This is a genomic window from Wolbachia endosymbiont (group A) of Aleiodes leptofemur, assembly GCF_964028465.1.
Lineage (GTDB): Bacteria > Pseudomonadota > Alphaproteobacteria > Rickettsiales > Anaplasmataceae > Wolbachia > Wolbachia pipientis.
In genome coordinates, this window is record NZ_OZ034782.1 from 906,629 (window position 1) to 921,049 (window position 14,421).

The following is a 14,421-nucleotide window of genomic DNA, read 5'->3' on the forward strand; positions in this document are numbered from 1 at the left end:
CTATTCGGACTATTATGAGAAATGCTATATGTATTTTAAGTGAGGAAGTTATGGAATATGATAAATTTATGGAAATATTAAAAAAAATAAATGACCTTTCAGATTTGAGCAAGGACAATATAGTTGAAAAAATAAAAGCTAAGTTACAAGAAGAAGATCCAGATTTATGTCAAGAGTGGGAAAAGAGTAAACCTGACAATGATAGTGGATCTAGCATAAATTACATATTTACTATATCTCGTGGTCAAAATTCTAAGGAAGTCAAATTGTTACATCTTGCTTCTTATTGGAACTGTGCAAATGTAGCAAAAGCTCTGATTGAAAACGGAGCAGATATTAATGCAGAACATGATAATAAAATTACTCCTTTACATATTGCTGCTCACTATGGCCACGAAGATGTAGTAACCATTCTAACTGGAAAAGGAGCAATTGTTGATGCAAAAAATGGTGATGGATGGACTTCTTTACATTTTGCTGTTGAAAAGGAACCACAAAAATGTAGTAAACACTCTAATTGGAAAAGGAGCAAATGTTAATGCAGAAAATGATAAAGGATGGGCTCCTTTACATCTTGCTATTACAAATGGCCACAAAGAGATAGTACAAGTTCTATCAAAAGCAGAAGGAATCAACGTTGATGCAAAAAATAGTGATGGGTGGACTTCTTTACATCTTGCTGCTGCAAATGGCCGCAAAGATATAGTAGAAACTCTAATTGAAAAAGGAGCAGATGTTAATGCGAAAGACCATTATAAATGGACTCCTTTAACATTTGCTTCTCAAAAAGGCCATAAAGCGGTAAAAGAAGCTCTATTAAAGGCACAAGAGAACATCAAAGCTTTGCATTCAGCTGTTAAACATAATAATGAGGAGAAGGTGAAAAACCTATTAAATAAAGGAGTAAACGTTAATGCAAAAGATGATGATGGATGTACTCCTTTACATCTTGCAGCCAGAGAGGGCCATAAAGATGTAGTAGACATTCTAATCGCAAAAGGAGCAAAGGTTAATGCAAAAAATGGTGATAGACGTACTCCTTTACATCTTGCTGCTGAAAATGGCAAAATAAAAGTGGTGGAAGTTCTGCTACACACTGAAGCAGACCCTTCATTAAAAGATGTTGATGGAAAAACGCCAAGAGACCTTACTAAATATCAAGGTATAATTCAGCTTTTAGAGGAAGCGGAAAAAAAGCAAACGTTAAAAAATGAGAATAAAAAAACGCCAAAGGATCTTACCGAAAATAAAGATGTAATGCAGCTTCCAGAGAAAAAGGAAGAAAAACAAATTGGAAAAAATGCAATTGTGAAAGAAAAAGAACAATCTGCAAAAAATGCAATTGTAAAAGGTGTTATTGTGTGTTTTGTAACTGCAGTGATAGTTGGTGTTGCACTTGCATTTGCTACTGCCCTATCTGTACCAGCAATAATTGGACTAGCTGCAGGATCTGCGCTCATAGTTGGTGCTGGTCAATATATAATGTCAAAGCCTAAAACTGAAATGAAAGAAGTAAAGGAACTTGTGCCTAGAGAGACAGAAAAAGCACTTACTTGATTTTTGTTATCCTGTTGCTATCAGACTAGCCTGGCACCTTATATTTATTGGGATAACTGTTTTATTATGAATTAAGTCAAAAACTCTGTAATATATTGAAGCTTAAAGATATCTTTAGATATGGAAGTTATTGCAGAAAATAGGAAAGCAAGGTTTGAATATTTCATCTTAGAAGAATTTGAAGCGGGTATGGTCTTATTAAGCAGTGAAGTTAAATCGCTAAGAGAAAGAAAAGTAAATATTTCCGACGCCTACGTTGTTGAAAAGAATAGCGAAGTATGGCTGCACAATATGCATATTGCAGAATATAAAGCTGCGAACCGAAAAAATCATAAACCAAAAAGGGAACGTAAATTACTCTTGCATAAAAAGGAGATAAATAAACTAATTGGTCAAATCAAGACTGCTGGGATAACTGTTGTGCCGCTTTCGGTCTATTTTAACGATAAAGGATTTGCAAAAACTAAAATTGCCATTGTAAAAGGAAAAAAACTCTACGATAAGAGAGCAACCATAAAACAGAGAGAGTGGGATCGTGAAAAAAGTAGATTGTCTAAGAATAATTTATAGCAAAATATGTCTTTAAATCCAGTAATTTTCAGCATCGGTCCTGTTTCTATATATTGGTATTCCTTAGCCTACGTTTTGGGTATAGTGTTTGCATATTGGTATTTACATAAGCTAGATGACCAAAAAATATTTACTAAGAATTTTTACGATTCGTTATTAACAGCCACTATTGTAGGTATTATCCTTGGAGGTAGACTTGGCTACGTATTGATATATGATCCAGTTCTTTATATAAGCAACCCTATTGAGATATTGAAGACCTGGGAAGGAGGGATGTCATTTCATGGTGGTGCTATAGGAGTTTTGCTTGCAGTAATAATTTCGTGTAAAAGACATAATATCCCTACATTTTATGCACTGGACCTAGTTTCTTGCGGAGTTCCCATAGGTTTATTTTTAGGTCGCATAGGCAATTTTATAAACGGAGAGTTATTTGGCAGAGTTACAACTATGCCATGGGGTATGGTATTTCCAGAGAGTGGTGATAATTTGCTGCATCATCCAAGCCAGCTTTATGAGGCACTTTTTGAAGGACTGCTACTTTTTGCAGTTGCAAATTCACTGTTTTTCTTAACTAGAATAAGACTGTATCACGGTGCGTTAACTGGTATTGCAGTTATGTGGTATGGAATAGCACGTTTTTTCGTTGAGTTTTTTCGCGAACCAGACTATCAAATTGGCTATTTGTGGCTTGATTTAACTATGGGGCAGTTGCTTTCTATACCTATGGTTTTGCTAGGAATGCTTGTATATCTAGGCGCATTAAATTTAAAATTTAATACGAAATCTGTCACATAGAGAAAAGGTGAGTTCAATAGAAAAATGTAGCCAGAAGCCCCACATTATGCACAATTGTACGAATTTTCTGCGTTGCAGTAGAATGAATCGGTGGGCTTTGTTGCATCGCTAGCTATGATGGATTAAAGATAAAAAAGGTGGAGAATATCAGTAGCTTATTATTCTGGTATTTATAACAAGAACGGTCAGTGAATACCTAAATTTGAGTAAAAGAAATTTCACTACCACTCACTAATCTGGCTAAAATTCAAGAATTTCAATGCTTTAGCTATTTTCAATAGAATTAAATTTATTAATATAAATAACAAATTACTATTCTTAAATTTGATCAGATTGATTGCAAAAAAACAAGATTTTCAATAAGTTGCTTATAATCCTAATTATAGTTAGCCTTTCATAAGTAGCGATGCAACAAAGCCATCCCAGTGTCAGCTACTTTCATGACACCATTTGCTGTGCAGTTTACCTTCAAAAATGAATGTTCGTACAGCTATGGAATGAATCGCGGTATGACGTAGCTTCGCTATAGGCAATGAAGGAAATATTAACTATACTTCTTTTTACCATTGTTTATATTTCCTATTCACATATATTAATATTTTACTCACTTAAAGTAAGCTAACTACCGTTATTAATATTTTTGTAATAAAAATTGTATATGGTGCATGTAATCAAATTAAGAGGAAGATTGTGGAAATTACGCCATCAATAAAAAAAGAATTGAAGCAAAGTACTCTATATGTTTGCCTAGAAAAATGCAAAAGTGCATTTTGGTTTATCTTTTGGTTTAGTGCGGGAATCAATTTATTAATGTTATTCCTACCACTTTATACCTCTCAAGTGCTTGATCGGGTGATATCGAGCGAAAGTGTATCAACACTAACTATGCTGACAATTATCACTTTATCTGCATTTGCATGTTCTGCAATGCTTGAAACTTGTCGATATTTAGCCATGGCAAAAATAGGTGATTGGATCGATAAAACTGCAACACCAGATCTGATAGTAAGGTCAATCAGGCTAACGTCAGTGCAGAGCTCAACTTCAAGTGGTGAAGCAATACGAGATCTCGGAGTGATAAAAAATTTCATTACAGGAAATGGTATATTCTCACTGTTTGATACTCCATGGTCGTTAATTTACCTTGTTGTGATTTTCATGATACATACCTCCACGGGGTTTATAGCTATTACTGGAATTATTATATTAGTCTCTATGGCAATATGGAATGAACTTGCCACTAAACGAATATTACAAGAAACCAACGAAGAAACTATACGGAATATCAATGCTATAGATGTTGCAACAAGAAATGCAGAAGTGGTTGAAGCTATGGGCATGTCAGAATTCATAGTCTCTGATTGGTGTAAACGAAATGATCAGAATCGAGCAATGCAAATTAAAGCACAAAATCGCTCTAATGTAATTACTGGAATCACTAAGTTTTTGCGCTCAACTCTGCAAATATCAGTAATTGGAACAGGTGCATTACTTGCAATCACAGCTCATAAGACTGCCGGTAGCATCATCGCTGCTTCAATTTTAATGGGTAGAGTATTAGCACCATTTGACGCTGCGGTTCATACTTGGAAGTTTTTAAATCAGGCTAGAATGTCATATGGAAGGCTACAAAGACTTATATTAACATCGCCAAAAAGAGAGCAAACGATGGCTCTACCAGAACCTGAAGGAAAATTGGAATTTGATAGAGTATTTTTTACTCCTTATGGAAGCAATAAGCCGACAGTAAAAGGAATATCATTCATTATAGATCCTGGAGATGTAGTTGGTGTTATTGGTGCAAGTGCTTCTGGTAAATCCACTATCGCAAAATTAACTGTTGGTGTATGGAAGCCAATATCTGGTGTAGTCAGACTAGATGGCGCTGATGTATATACTTGGAATCGAGAAAATTTTGGTAATTATGTTGGCTACTTACCTCAGGATATTGAGTTATTTAACACTAGTGTCAAAGCTAATATTGCTCGCATGAGGCCAGATCCAAATCCTGAAGAAATAATCAAAGCAGCAAAAATTGCAGGAATACATGAACTAATACTAAGCTTACCAAATGGATATGATACAACAATAGGAGGTCCTGGAGGAGTAACGCTCTCTGGCGGCCAAAAACAGCTTCTTGGACTTGCCAGAGCTTTTTATGGTCACACAAAACTTTTAGTACTTGATGAACCAAACGCTAACTTAGATAGCAATGGAGAGGCATGCTTAATTAATGCAATTGGCATTGCAAGAAAACAAAATACTACTACTGTTATCATCACTCACAAGCTACCGTTATTGTCCGTAGTTGATAAGGTGATCCTCATGTCAGATGGTGTCATTTACGCTATGGGACCAAAAGATGAGATTTTGAGCAAATTAGTTGCTCCATCATCAAGTACCACAGAAGATGAGCGCTCTTCAGCAAATGGTTAGTTTACTTACAATAAATTCTGTATCTGAAATAACAACTGTTCCAGAAAAATATATATTTCTTTACCATTAGAAATAATATTACAAGAATAGTAAATAGATTAATAACTCTTATTAATTAAAGTCAATCGGCAGATATAGCTAAAGTGGCTTAGGTTTACCTACAATTTGAAAAACAACAAATTCGTCTTAATGAATTTTCTTAATTTGTTATCTAAATAACTTAATATTAGTGGTAATTTTATAAAAAAATTATAATATAAATAATGTTGCTGCGAAAATTTATAACAATATTTCCCTCTAACGTTTAATGAATTTCAATAAATTGCCTTTTTAATTCTAGATAAGTATATGCTTTGTTAATATGTTTAGTTCAAAATCCAAAAGTAAGTTTATGCTTTCTATTGGAGAAGAAGGCATAATGTTACTATATTTTAAAAATAATACTTTAAATAAAAGGTATTTTGTTAAGGGCAAAAACGATAAAGCAGTTTCCGATTTAATTTCATGTCTTTCGTCAGATAAAAAAGCACCTTTATACCTGGTGCTTAATCATGCAGATCAAAATTACTCGCTACAGTTTATTACAAGGGCAAACAAGATTAGTGCCTATCTATCAGCAAAAACAAAGATGGAGCATTTTTCTCGTAATAATGACATAAGTTCAGTTTTTTTGGTTGAGAAGCCAAACAAATTCAATCAAAACTGGTGCTATCTTCTTGTTTCATCAAAAGCAAAGCATTTAGTAGAATATTGGTTGAATGTGTTTATTGAGATAGGCTCCAACTTTAAGGGAATATTAATGTTTCCTATAGAAATAAGTAATATAACAAAAAAGATTCTACATAAAGATCCTAATAATTGGAAAATTATAGTTGCTGCAACTAAAACGGGAGGCTATAGACAAGTGGTTCTTAAAGAGAATAAAATGGTATTTACGCGCTTAACATCATTTACTAATGATAATTTACCAGGAATTATCGCTGGTGGAATATATCAGGAAGTGCAAGATACTATTCGATCCTTAACTAAGTTTGGGTTTGAAAAAAATAACCCTATCGACCTTTGTATCATAGTGTCAGAAGATATCAAAGCTAGTTTATCAGTCATAAATTTTTCAGAGAACAGTGTGAACATATTAACTCCATATGAGTTAGGCAAACTATTAGGAGCAGAACTAGCTATAAGTGAAAAAGATAACTTTTGCGATACCATAATTTTGTTTCATAGCTTTAAGAATAAATTAGCAGCTATTTTTAATACAAAGGAAACTAAAGAATTTTATCTATTCAATTACCTTTATTTAAACTCTCCTCGAATTTTTCTATACTTCGCCCTGGTTTTAGTTATAACAAACACCCTTTGTTTACTAAATTTGTATTCAAATTTCAATGTCGCTGATAATTTATCAGCAAAGCAGAACACCTTAAATAACCAATTAACAAAACTTAGCCAAAGCTATAATGTAAAAAAAATAGATGAAATTTATGATTTTATTAATATCAATAATATTTTATCAAAAATAGAATACTCTCCTCTTACACAAGTTAAGTATGTAGAAAAGTTAAAAATACCAGGTATAGAGCTTCGATCATTTGAATGGAATTATAATGAGGCAAAAAGTTATATTACCACAACTTTAAAGTTTAATTTTCAATCCGGTAAAAATATTTCTCATCAATACGAGAAACTACGAAAAAATTTAAACGATAATTTTCGTACCTATGACATTAATATTTCTAGCTTACCTGCTGCTAAAGAGCAAAATCTATCTATTGATGTTGAAATAGGAGAGGCAATGTAGATTAATGACTATCTCTCAATTAAAAAGAAAAGCTACAATTCAGTTTATATCGTATTTGTTATTATCTGTTGGATTAATAGGGTTATTAACATATGTTGTTATCTATAACGAAAAGATTTATAATAAAAACCAAATTGCGATTGATAAAATACGTTCTATTAATTTACAGATTACTGGAATTCAAAAAAAGGAAGTTGTTCTAAATAAAAACCTAGATTTATGGAAAAAAATTTCTTCTTCAAATTTACATAGTAGCAGATACATTGCAAATTTAAATTTCGAGCTTAGCAAGTTATATAAAAAGTACTATATATTAGAACCTGAAATATCAATTTCTATACCCGAAGAAGTTGAGCTCCACAACAAAAGTGAACGCACAAAAGTAATAAAAAGTGAAGTGGTCCTAAATTTAAGCTCAATCAGCGATAAGCATATTTTTTTATTTCTACAGTCTATTCCAAATCTGCCCGGTTATGTTATGATCAAATCTCTTATTTTAAATAAGCAGAGAAATATTGATGCTGCAACTATGAATCAGATTTTGAATGGTAATATGATAGAGATAGTGAGAGCTAATATAGTCTTTGATTGGTATACTATATTAAGTAGATAAGGTGATGAACATAAAGCTGTTTTTTATTTTTACGCTACTCATTTCCAATGTTAATGCATATTGCAGTTGTGAAGATATCATAGAAAGCATAGAAATTTGTAAGGAGTATTCTTGCCGACAATATATTGGCAATGAAGATTTTATTGAGCATAAAATATTAGGATTAAATAGTGGAAATTTATGCATATATATAGAAAAACAAGGTAATGATGAAATGGTTTGTCATCATTCTCAGTATGGAATGATGATAGAAAAAAGATATTTTGAAAGTATTCTTAAAGTTGGCAATCAAGAAATCGACGATTTTATTGATATAGCAAATTTGCGTGCAAAAGAGTGTTTCTTTATCAACAATCAAAAACTAAGCTATACAGATCGGGACGATATAATAAGAGAAGCAGTGGAAAGTGACTTTGACGTTTTGTCACAATATAGTAACGTAAAAAGCATTTTTTTTGATGAAGAGCCAGTTAATAAAATGGTTCATGAAATGGAAAAGTTCAATTTATGGTCTTCAAAAGCTGCGAAAGAGGAGAATTTCAACTGTAAGGTAGTGAGTTTAGACTCAATTTTATATCTTTCTCTCGATACATGGAAAATATGGGTAAATGGAAAGTTGTTTATAAACACTAAGGATTTAAAAGTGCACTCAGTCACTGAAAATTATGTAACTTTTGTATGGACCGTAGATCAAAAAGCAATAAAGAAGCATGCGAATGATTCTCAAAATGTATATTTTGGATATGGGAGTATTATGTTTACGCTTTATCCAAAACAAAAATTTGACTTGGATGGCTTATCTATTAAATAACTTAAATATATATGCGCTTGTAGCTCAGTTGGATAGAGCGTTGCCCTCCGGAGGCAAAGGCCGTGGGTTCGAATCCCTCCAAGCGCACTTTTAATTAAATTTGACAATAGTATTTTCACATAAGATAATAAAAGGATTTATTTAGAGCATAATTATGTCTGGTGGTACCATAAACAAAGTCATACTAGTTGGTAATTTAGGAAAAGATCCTGAAATTAGGACTACACAAAATGGAAAAGAAATGGCAAGTTTTTCAATAGCCACGTCTGAAAGTTGGACTGACAAACTTTCCGGTATGCGCTCTGAAAAGACAGAGTGGCATAATATCGTAATTTTTAGTGAAGGATTAGTAAAAATCGTCAAAGATTTTGCACGTAAAGGCAGTAAAGTTTATGTTGAAGGTTCTTTGAGAACTAGAAAATGGACTGACCAAAACGGTGGTGAAAGATACACAACAGAGGTGGTTCTATATAATTTTAATAGCGCTCTTACTCTCTTGGATTCACGAAATAGTGCGCCAAATCCTGATTACAAGCCAAGTGAATACAAACAAGGTGAAACAGGACAAAAAGATAAACACGAAAGTTTTGACAATGATATAAAAGATGAACTACTCGATGATGAAATACCATTTTAACAATTTAAATTGAAATCTACATTTTTATGGACTGCTTGTGTTACTCCTTTTAATTGCAATGGAGATAGTGTAGATTATAGCAGTTTGCAGCGTTTACTGACAATGCAAGTTAAAGCTGAAAATGGCGTAGTGTTGCTGGGTAGCACAGGTGAAGGCCTATCGCTTACTGATTCTGAAAAACGCGAGTTAGTTGAATTTGTATGTGAGCTAAAATTAAATACAAAAATTATAATTGGCGTACCAGGAGTGAATCTATATCAGACTCTTGAATGGCTTGATTTTTGCAAGGGTATGCCTATTCATGGCTATCTAATGACAACTCCCATTTATGCAAAGCCCGGAATTATGGGGCAGACTTTATGGTTTGAAAAGCTGCTTGAGAAAGCACATGTGCCGGTTATGTTTTACAATATTCCATCAAGAGCAGGAATAAATCTTCACGCTGAAACTGTACGCAACTTATCCAGCCACGAAAAATTTTGGGCTATCAAAGATTCAAGTGGCACTGTTGATACTTTAGCTCAGTATAAGAAAGTTGCACCAAATATTGAGGTCTTTTGTGGAGATGATAATATGATATCCGATATGGCCGCTTATGGTGCGGCTGGCCTGGTTTCCGTTGCTTCCAATGTTTGGCCATATGTAGCACATGAATATGTTAAGAAGTGCCTCAATGGCAGGAACCCTCAGGCAGATATCTGGCAACAGGCTTGCGAAGCGTTATTTACTGCCAGCAACCCAATACCTACTAAAGCACTTTTGCATGATATTGGTCTTATAGAACATCAAACTCTCCGCCTACCGCTCAGCACAGAAGACTTGCCTTCTGTTGAAAAATTGAGGCAAGTCAATAAAATGATTCTTGGATGGAAAGAATTGGCTACTCTCTAAATAGTCTTGCAACTTTGATTTAATATACAATCCAAGTTTCATTTGAACACTCCCAAACTTATCACTTTATGCCACTGGTCTTCATCTAAAATTTCTACACCTAATTCCACTGCCTTTTTATATTTGGATCCTGGTTTTTCTCCTGCAATTAGGTAGTCAGTTTTAGCAGAAAGATGTGAGCTGACCTTTGCTCCTAGAGTTTTGGCTCTTACTTTTGCCTCTCCTCTACTCATAGCAAGTAGCTTACCAGTAAACACTATAATTTTATTATTTAAAACAGAGTCACTAGAGTTGGAGCTCACAGGAAGAATTTGAAGACAAGCAGTAAGATCATTTAACATTTTGATGTTATGTTCCTTAGAAAAAAATGATTCCAAAGATTCAGCTACTTTTTTTCCTATGCCGTCTATACCTACTAGCTCAGTATTATCTGATGACAGTTCAATCATCGAATTATACCAATTATCATAAGAAACATAATAATCTGCAAGCAATTCTGCTGCAACTTGGCCAATAAATCTAATACCTAAAGAAAATATAAACCTATCTAGAGTTATTACCCTTCTGCTTTGTATAGCATTTAATAAATGAGCTATTGATTTCTTGCCCCAACCAGACTGTTCTTCCAGATTAAATTCATCCAATTTTTCTTCTAAAGTAAAAATATCATGGATTTGTTTTATCAGACCAAGGTCGTAAAAAAACTCTATCTGCTTATCACCAAGGCCAACAATGTCAAATGCATCTTTCGATACAAAATGCTTTAGTTTTTCTATCATTTGAGCTTTACAGGCAAATTCCTCAGGACACCTTACTGCCGCCTCTCCCTCAACCTGACGTACTTTACTACCACATTCAGGGCATACTTCAGGAAACACAAATTCAGGTGTATTTGGAAGACGAGAATCTCTGCTTACTTCAACGATCTGGGGAATTACATCCCCTGCCCTTTTGATTGTTACAATATCTCCCTCTCTTATGTCTTTACGTTTTATCTCATCTTGGTTATGCAGACTTGCTCTACTAACTAGCACCCCACCAACATTGACTGGCACTAAATCTGCAACTGGAGTTAAAACCCCTGTTCTGCCCACCTGTATAAATATCTTGTTTAACTTTGTTTTTGCATAAACCGCAGAAAACTTGTATGCAAGTGCTGAGCGCGGTGCTTTGTGAGTATTCCCTAGACGATTTTGTAGTACCAAATCATTTACTTTATAGACTATTCCATCAATATCATAATCCAAGTTATAGCGACAGTTATAGACTTCATTATAGAACTTCAGCATTCCATCTAAACTACTCGTTAAGGACTGATGCTCATTTACGCAAAAACCAAGTGCCTCAAGCTTATTTAGTACCTCACTTTGACTTTTCTCTGCTCCACCAATCAAAGAATAAGCAAAATATCTAAGAGGTCTGCTTGCTGTAATGTTTGCATCCAATTGCTTTAGAGAACCAGCAGCTGCATTTCGAGGATTGGCAAATTCATCGTTTTCATTTAACTTTAAAAAGTCGCTGTTACTGATGTATATTTCACCTCTGACTTCTAGTCTTCCTTGCACACCTTGCAAAAACTTAGGAAAGCCTTTTATTGTTGCAACATTGTGAGTGACATCTTCCCCTACAAAACCATCACCTCGAGTTGCAGCTTTAACAAATCTTCCATCCTCATAAATTGCAGAAAACGACAACCCATCAATTTTTGGTTCACATAATATCTCTATTTTGTCCTCAATTAAAAACCTCTTTATTTTAGACAAAAATTTCTCTACACCTTGTTCATCATAAGCATTCTCAAGGGAAAGCATAGGTTCTTGATGTTCCACCTTAGAAAACCTCTCATCAGGTGGAGCACCAACACTATCTTGTGTCGCATAAATTTCTGGCTCTATTTCAGCTAACTTTTTCTTCAGTTCATCATATTCAGCATCACTTATTTCTGGCTTATTTTTTTGGTGATACAAAACATTATGATAATTTATTTGATCTTGCAGTTTTTCTCTCATCTTTTCTAAGTTAGTCATGATACCAATATAATGCTACATTAGCCTTTGCCGTCAAGCTGTGAATTTTCTTGAATTTATCATATGGTCTTAATCCATCAAATATCAAAGGTGCCACAATGCTATAGCCATACTTATTCTTCTCTTGCTCAATTGTATTAGCAGATCTCGCTTGCTCTAGCCATATATTTATATAAAATTAAAATAAATTAGAGTAAACAATATTGCTATTTAAATGCTAACAAGATTCGCTCCAAGCCCAACTGGCTACCTCCACGTAGGAAACGTACGAACTGCCTTGGTTTGTTGGATGTACACACGCAATCAAAATGGAAAATTTTTACTCCGTTTTGATGATACTGACCTTCAGCGTTCAGATGTCAAATATATAAATGATATCATACAAGATTTGAAATGGATTGGTATCAATTGGGATGCAAGTTTCAAGCAATCAGAGCGCTTTGAGCGTTACAATGAGGTGTTTTTGCAGTTAATAAAAGAAGGGCATATTTATGCATGCTATGAAACAAGAGAAGAGTTAGACATTAAACGAAAATTGCAGTTAAAACAAGGACTTCCCCCTGTATATGACAGAAGCGCGTTACTTCTAACTGAGCAAGAGAAAATTAGTTATGAGCAAGAAGGAAGAAGACCACATTTTAGATTTAAGTTGGATAGAAATGAGGTTGTTAAATGGAATGATGAAGTTAAAGGTGAAATAAATATTGCAACCAGTAGCATAAGTGACCCTGTGGTAAAAAGAGAAGATGGAATTTACACATACATGTTACCTTCTGTTATTGATGATGTTGACTTTAATGTAACCCATGTTGTACGAGGGGAAGATCATGTAACTAATACCGCAGTTCAGCTCCAAATGATTAAAGCATTAAAAGCGAAAATCCCTACATTTGCTCACCTTTCTCTGCTACATTTTGATGATAGCAAGATATCCAAGCGAGCCGGCGTGCTAGATATCAAATCTATAAAAGAAGATGAAATTGAACCGATGGCACTAGTTAGTTATTTAGTGAAGCTCGGAACATCCAATCCAATTGAAGCTTGCGCCTGTATGCAATCTTTGATTGATTCATTTAATATTAAAAAATTTAGCTCAGCATCTGTACAATTCAGCTTGAGTGAAATATATAAGCTAAATAGCAAAGTTCTGCAACAAATGCCATTTGAAATGGTGCAAGACCGTTTAAATCAAATTGGAGTGGACTCCTCAGAGTTTTGGTATTTTATAAGGAACAATATAGAAAGGTTTTCTGAGGTGGCCAAGTGGTGGAAAATATGCAAATCTGATATAGAGCCTGTGATTCTTGATAAGGAGCTTATAAAAATTGCGTTCAATGCATTGCCCCAAGGTGATTGTAATGAAAACACGTTGTCAGAATGGGTCAAAACTATTCGACAAACAGTGGATATAAAGGCAAAAAACCTATTTACGCAGTTGCGTTCAGCTTTAACAGGAACAGAAACAGGACCAGAGCTCGCTAAACTATTAATTTTTATCGGCAAAGAAAATATCATTGCAAGGTTAAAAGAAAAGTGAAAACTAAAGAATTATAGCTAATGCAATCCCTACGTCATACCGCGATTCATTCGCGGTATCCCTTAGCCGCTAACAAGCAGCGGGATGACGATTGTCAGGGTGTCATCCAAGTAGCCTCTTTCTTGTCATCCCAGTGCCCAGACACTGGGATGACAAAAAAAGGAGCACTGGAATGACAGCAATCTACGTCATACCGCGATTCATTCGCGGTATCTCAGCCGCTAACAAGAGATCCCGCTAACAAGCAGCGGGATGACGGTTGTCGTTTAGCCATAAACATTAAGAAATTTACCAAATAAAAAAAAGGCAAAAGAAGCCCCGTGGTTATTATCCGCTTTAAAATATTGGCGTTTTTTATGTTTTAAACGCTTGACAAGCGAGATTTAGCTGCTTTTAATTGCAACTAACCTATGCTGCAAATGTTTAAGAAATTTACTAAGCAGAAAAAAAGACAAAGAATCCCCGAGTTAGCTAGTCTTTTACTATCTCTGTCGAGTATTGGCATTTTTTGATGTCTTGTAACGCTTTATAAGCGCGTTCAGCTTATTTAGATAAAAATCTAGATGTAGATGAAGTTTTGTAAAGACATACAGTATCTATATACTGCAAAAAATTGAACATAAGACGCCGATACATTAATTAATCCTTACCTTTTAATCTGCAGATTGGCGAAAGCAAATACAATAGCTTCACTATCGTGATAAGGGAGCTGGCGGAGTTTGTCAAGTAAGTTTTTGTATTTT

13 protein-coding genes and 1 tRNA gene are annotated in these 14,421 nt (G+C 34.3%); 13 read left to right on the forward strand and 1 reads right to left on the reverse strand.

The window, feature by feature from the left end; all coding sequences use genetic code 11:
* Positions 1-14 precede the first annotated feature (14 nt).
* The 11 genes from ABWU67_RS07265 (at position 15) to dapA (ending at position 10,114) form a co-directional block, all read left to right on the forward strand.
* Positions 15-539: an ankyrin repeat domain-containing protein gene (locus ABWU67_RS07265; RefSeq protein ID WP_410541760.1), complete on the forward strand. Its 525-nt coding sequence runs from the start codon at positions 15-17 to the stop codon at positions 537-539.
* Positions 481-1,557: an ankyrin repeat domain-containing protein gene (locus ABWU67_RS04890; protein ID WP_410529976.1), complete on the forward strand. Its 1,077-nt coding sequence runs from the start codon at positions 481-483 to the stop codon at positions 1,555-1,557. Before ABWU67_RS07265 ends, ABWU67_RS04890 begins: the two co-directional genes overlap by 59 nt.
* 120 nt (positions 1,558-1,677) lie before the next feature.
* A complete protein-coding gene (gene smpB, locus ABWU67_RS04895) occupies positions 1,678-2,127 on the forward strand; it encodes an SsrA-binding protein SmpB (RefSeq protein ID WP_007548863.1) in 450 nt (149 codons plus the stop codon).
* A 6-nt stretch (positions 2,128-2,133) separates the two neighbouring features.
* The gene (gene lgt, locus ABWU67_RS04900; RefSeq protein ID WP_010962823.1) at positions 2,134-2,925 is read left to right on the forward strand and encodes a prolipoprotein diacylglyceryl transferase; all 792 of its coding nucleotides are present in this window, start codon (positions 2,134-2,136) and stop codon (positions 2,923-2,925) included.
* A 690-nt stretch (positions 2,926-3,615) separates the two neighbouring features.
* Positions 3,616-5,361: a type I secretion system permease/ATPase gene (locus tag ABWU67_RS04905; RefSeq protein ID WP_015589192.1), complete on the forward strand. Its 1,746-nt coding sequence runs from the start codon at positions 3,616-3,618 to the stop codon at positions 5,359-5,361.
* 361 nt (positions 5,362-5,722) lie between these two features.
* Complete coding sequence (locus tag ABWU67_RS04910) at positions 5,723-7,162, forward strand: hypothetical protein (protein WP_015589193.1); 1,440 nt, start codon at positions 5,723-5,725, stop codon at positions 7,160-7,162.
* A gap of 4 nt (positions 7,163-7,166) precedes the next feature.
* Positions 7,167-7,775 (forward strand): hypothetical protein, encoded by a 609-nt coding sequence (locus tag ABWU67_RS04915; protein ID WP_065094800.1) that lies wholly within the window; start codon positions 7,167-7,169, stop codon positions 7,773-7,775.
* Between the two features lie 4 nt (positions 7,776-7,779).
* Positions 7,780-8,586 carry a hypothetical protein gene (locus ABWU67_RS04920; RefSeq protein ID WP_353282234.1) on the forward strand — a complete coding sequence of 269 codons (807 nt, stop codon included), beginning with the start codon at positions 7,780-7,782 and terminating at the stop codon, positions 8,584-8,586.
* Positions 8,587-8,599: 13 nt separating this feature from the next.
* A tRNA-Arg gene (locus ABWU67_RS04925) sits at positions 8,600-8,673 on the forward strand.
* A 67-nt stretch (positions 8,674-8,740) separates the two neighbouring features.
* Positions 8,741-9,223, forward strand: coding sequence for a single-stranded DNA-binding protein (gene ssb / locus ABWU67_RS04930; RefSeq protein WP_155969077.1), 483 nt, complete (start codon positions 8,741-8,743; stop codon positions 9,221-9,223).
* A 9-nt stretch (positions 9,224-9,232) separates the two neighbouring features.
* Entirely contained in the window at positions 9,233-10,114 is an 882-nt protein-coding gene (gene dapA / locus ABWU67_RS04935) for a 4-hydroxy-tetrahydrodipicolinate synthase (RefSeq protein WP_353281816.1), read from the forward strand.
* Between the two features lie 38 nt (positions 10,115-10,152).
* On the opposite strand, the gene ligA is transcribed toward dapA, so the two are convergent.
* Positions 10,153-12,141, reverse strand: a complete 1,989-nt coding sequence (gene ligA / locus ABWU67_RS04940; RefSeq protein WP_341821807.1) for an NAD-dependent DNA ligase LigA — start codon at positions 12,139-12,141, stop codon at positions 10,153-10,155.
* Positions 12,142-12,355: 214 nt separating this feature from the next.
* Between ligA and gltX the strand changes: the two genes are divergently transcribed.
* Both gltX and ABWU67_RS04950 read left to right on the forward strand, forming a co-directional pair.
* Positions 12,356-13,678: a glutamate--tRNA ligase gene (gltX, locus tag ABWU67_RS04945; protein ID WP_015589198.1), complete on the forward strand. Its 1,323-nt coding sequence runs from the start codon at positions 12,356-12,358 to the stop codon at positions 13,676-13,678.
* A 20-nt stretch (positions 13,679-13,698) separates the two neighbouring features.
* Positions 13,699-13,854, forward strand: coding sequence for a hypothetical protein (locus tag ABWU67_RS04950; protein WP_265014298.1), 156 nt, complete (start codon positions 13,699-13,701; stop codon positions 13,852-13,854).
* Positions 13,855-14,421 lie beyond the last annotated feature (567 nt).

What these genes read in the sequence shown, in the direction of transcription:
- ABWU67_RS07265 (WP_410541760.1), top strand. Translation starts at nt 15, where the DNA reads ATGAGAAATGCTATATGTATTTTAAGTGAGGAAGTTATGGAATATGAT.
- smpB (WP_007548863.1), top strand. Translation starts at nt 1,678, where the DNA reads ATGGAAGTTATTGCAGAAAATAGGAAAGCAAGGTTTGAATATTTCATC.
- lgt (WP_010962823.1), top strand. Translation starts at nt 2,134, where the DNA reads ATGTCTTTAAATCCAGTAATTTTCAGCATCGGTCCTGTTTCTATATAT.
- ABWU67_RS04910 (WP_015589193.1), top strand. Translation starts at nt 5,723, where the DNA reads ATGTTTAGTTCAAAATCCAAAAGTAAGTTTATGCTTTCTATTGGAGAA.
- ABWU67_RS04915 (WP_065094800.1), top strand. Translation starts at nt 7,167, where the DNA reads ATGACTATCTCTCAATTAAAAAGAAAAGCTACAATTCAGTTTATATCG.
- ABWU67_RS04920 (WP_353282234.1), top strand. Translation starts at nt 7,780, where the DNA reads ATGAACATAAAGCTGTTTTTTATTTTTACGCTACTCATTTCCAATGTT.
- ssb (WP_155969077.1), top strand. Translation starts at nt 8,741, where the DNA reads ATGTCTGGTGGTACCATAAACAAAGTCATACTAGTTGGTAATTTAGGA.
- ligA (WP_341821807.1), bottom strand. Translation starts at nt 12,141, where the DNA reads ATGACTAACTTAGAAAAGATGAGAGAAAAACTGCAAGATCAAATAAAT.
- gltX (WP_015589198.1), top strand. Translation starts at nt 12,356, where the DNA reads ATGCTAACAAGATTCGCTCCAAGCCCAACTGGCTACCTCCACGTAGGA.
- ABWU67_RS04950 (WP_265014298.1), top strand. Translation starts at nt 13,699, where the DNA reads ATGCAATCCCTACGTCATACCGCGATTCATTCGCGGTATCCCTTAGCC.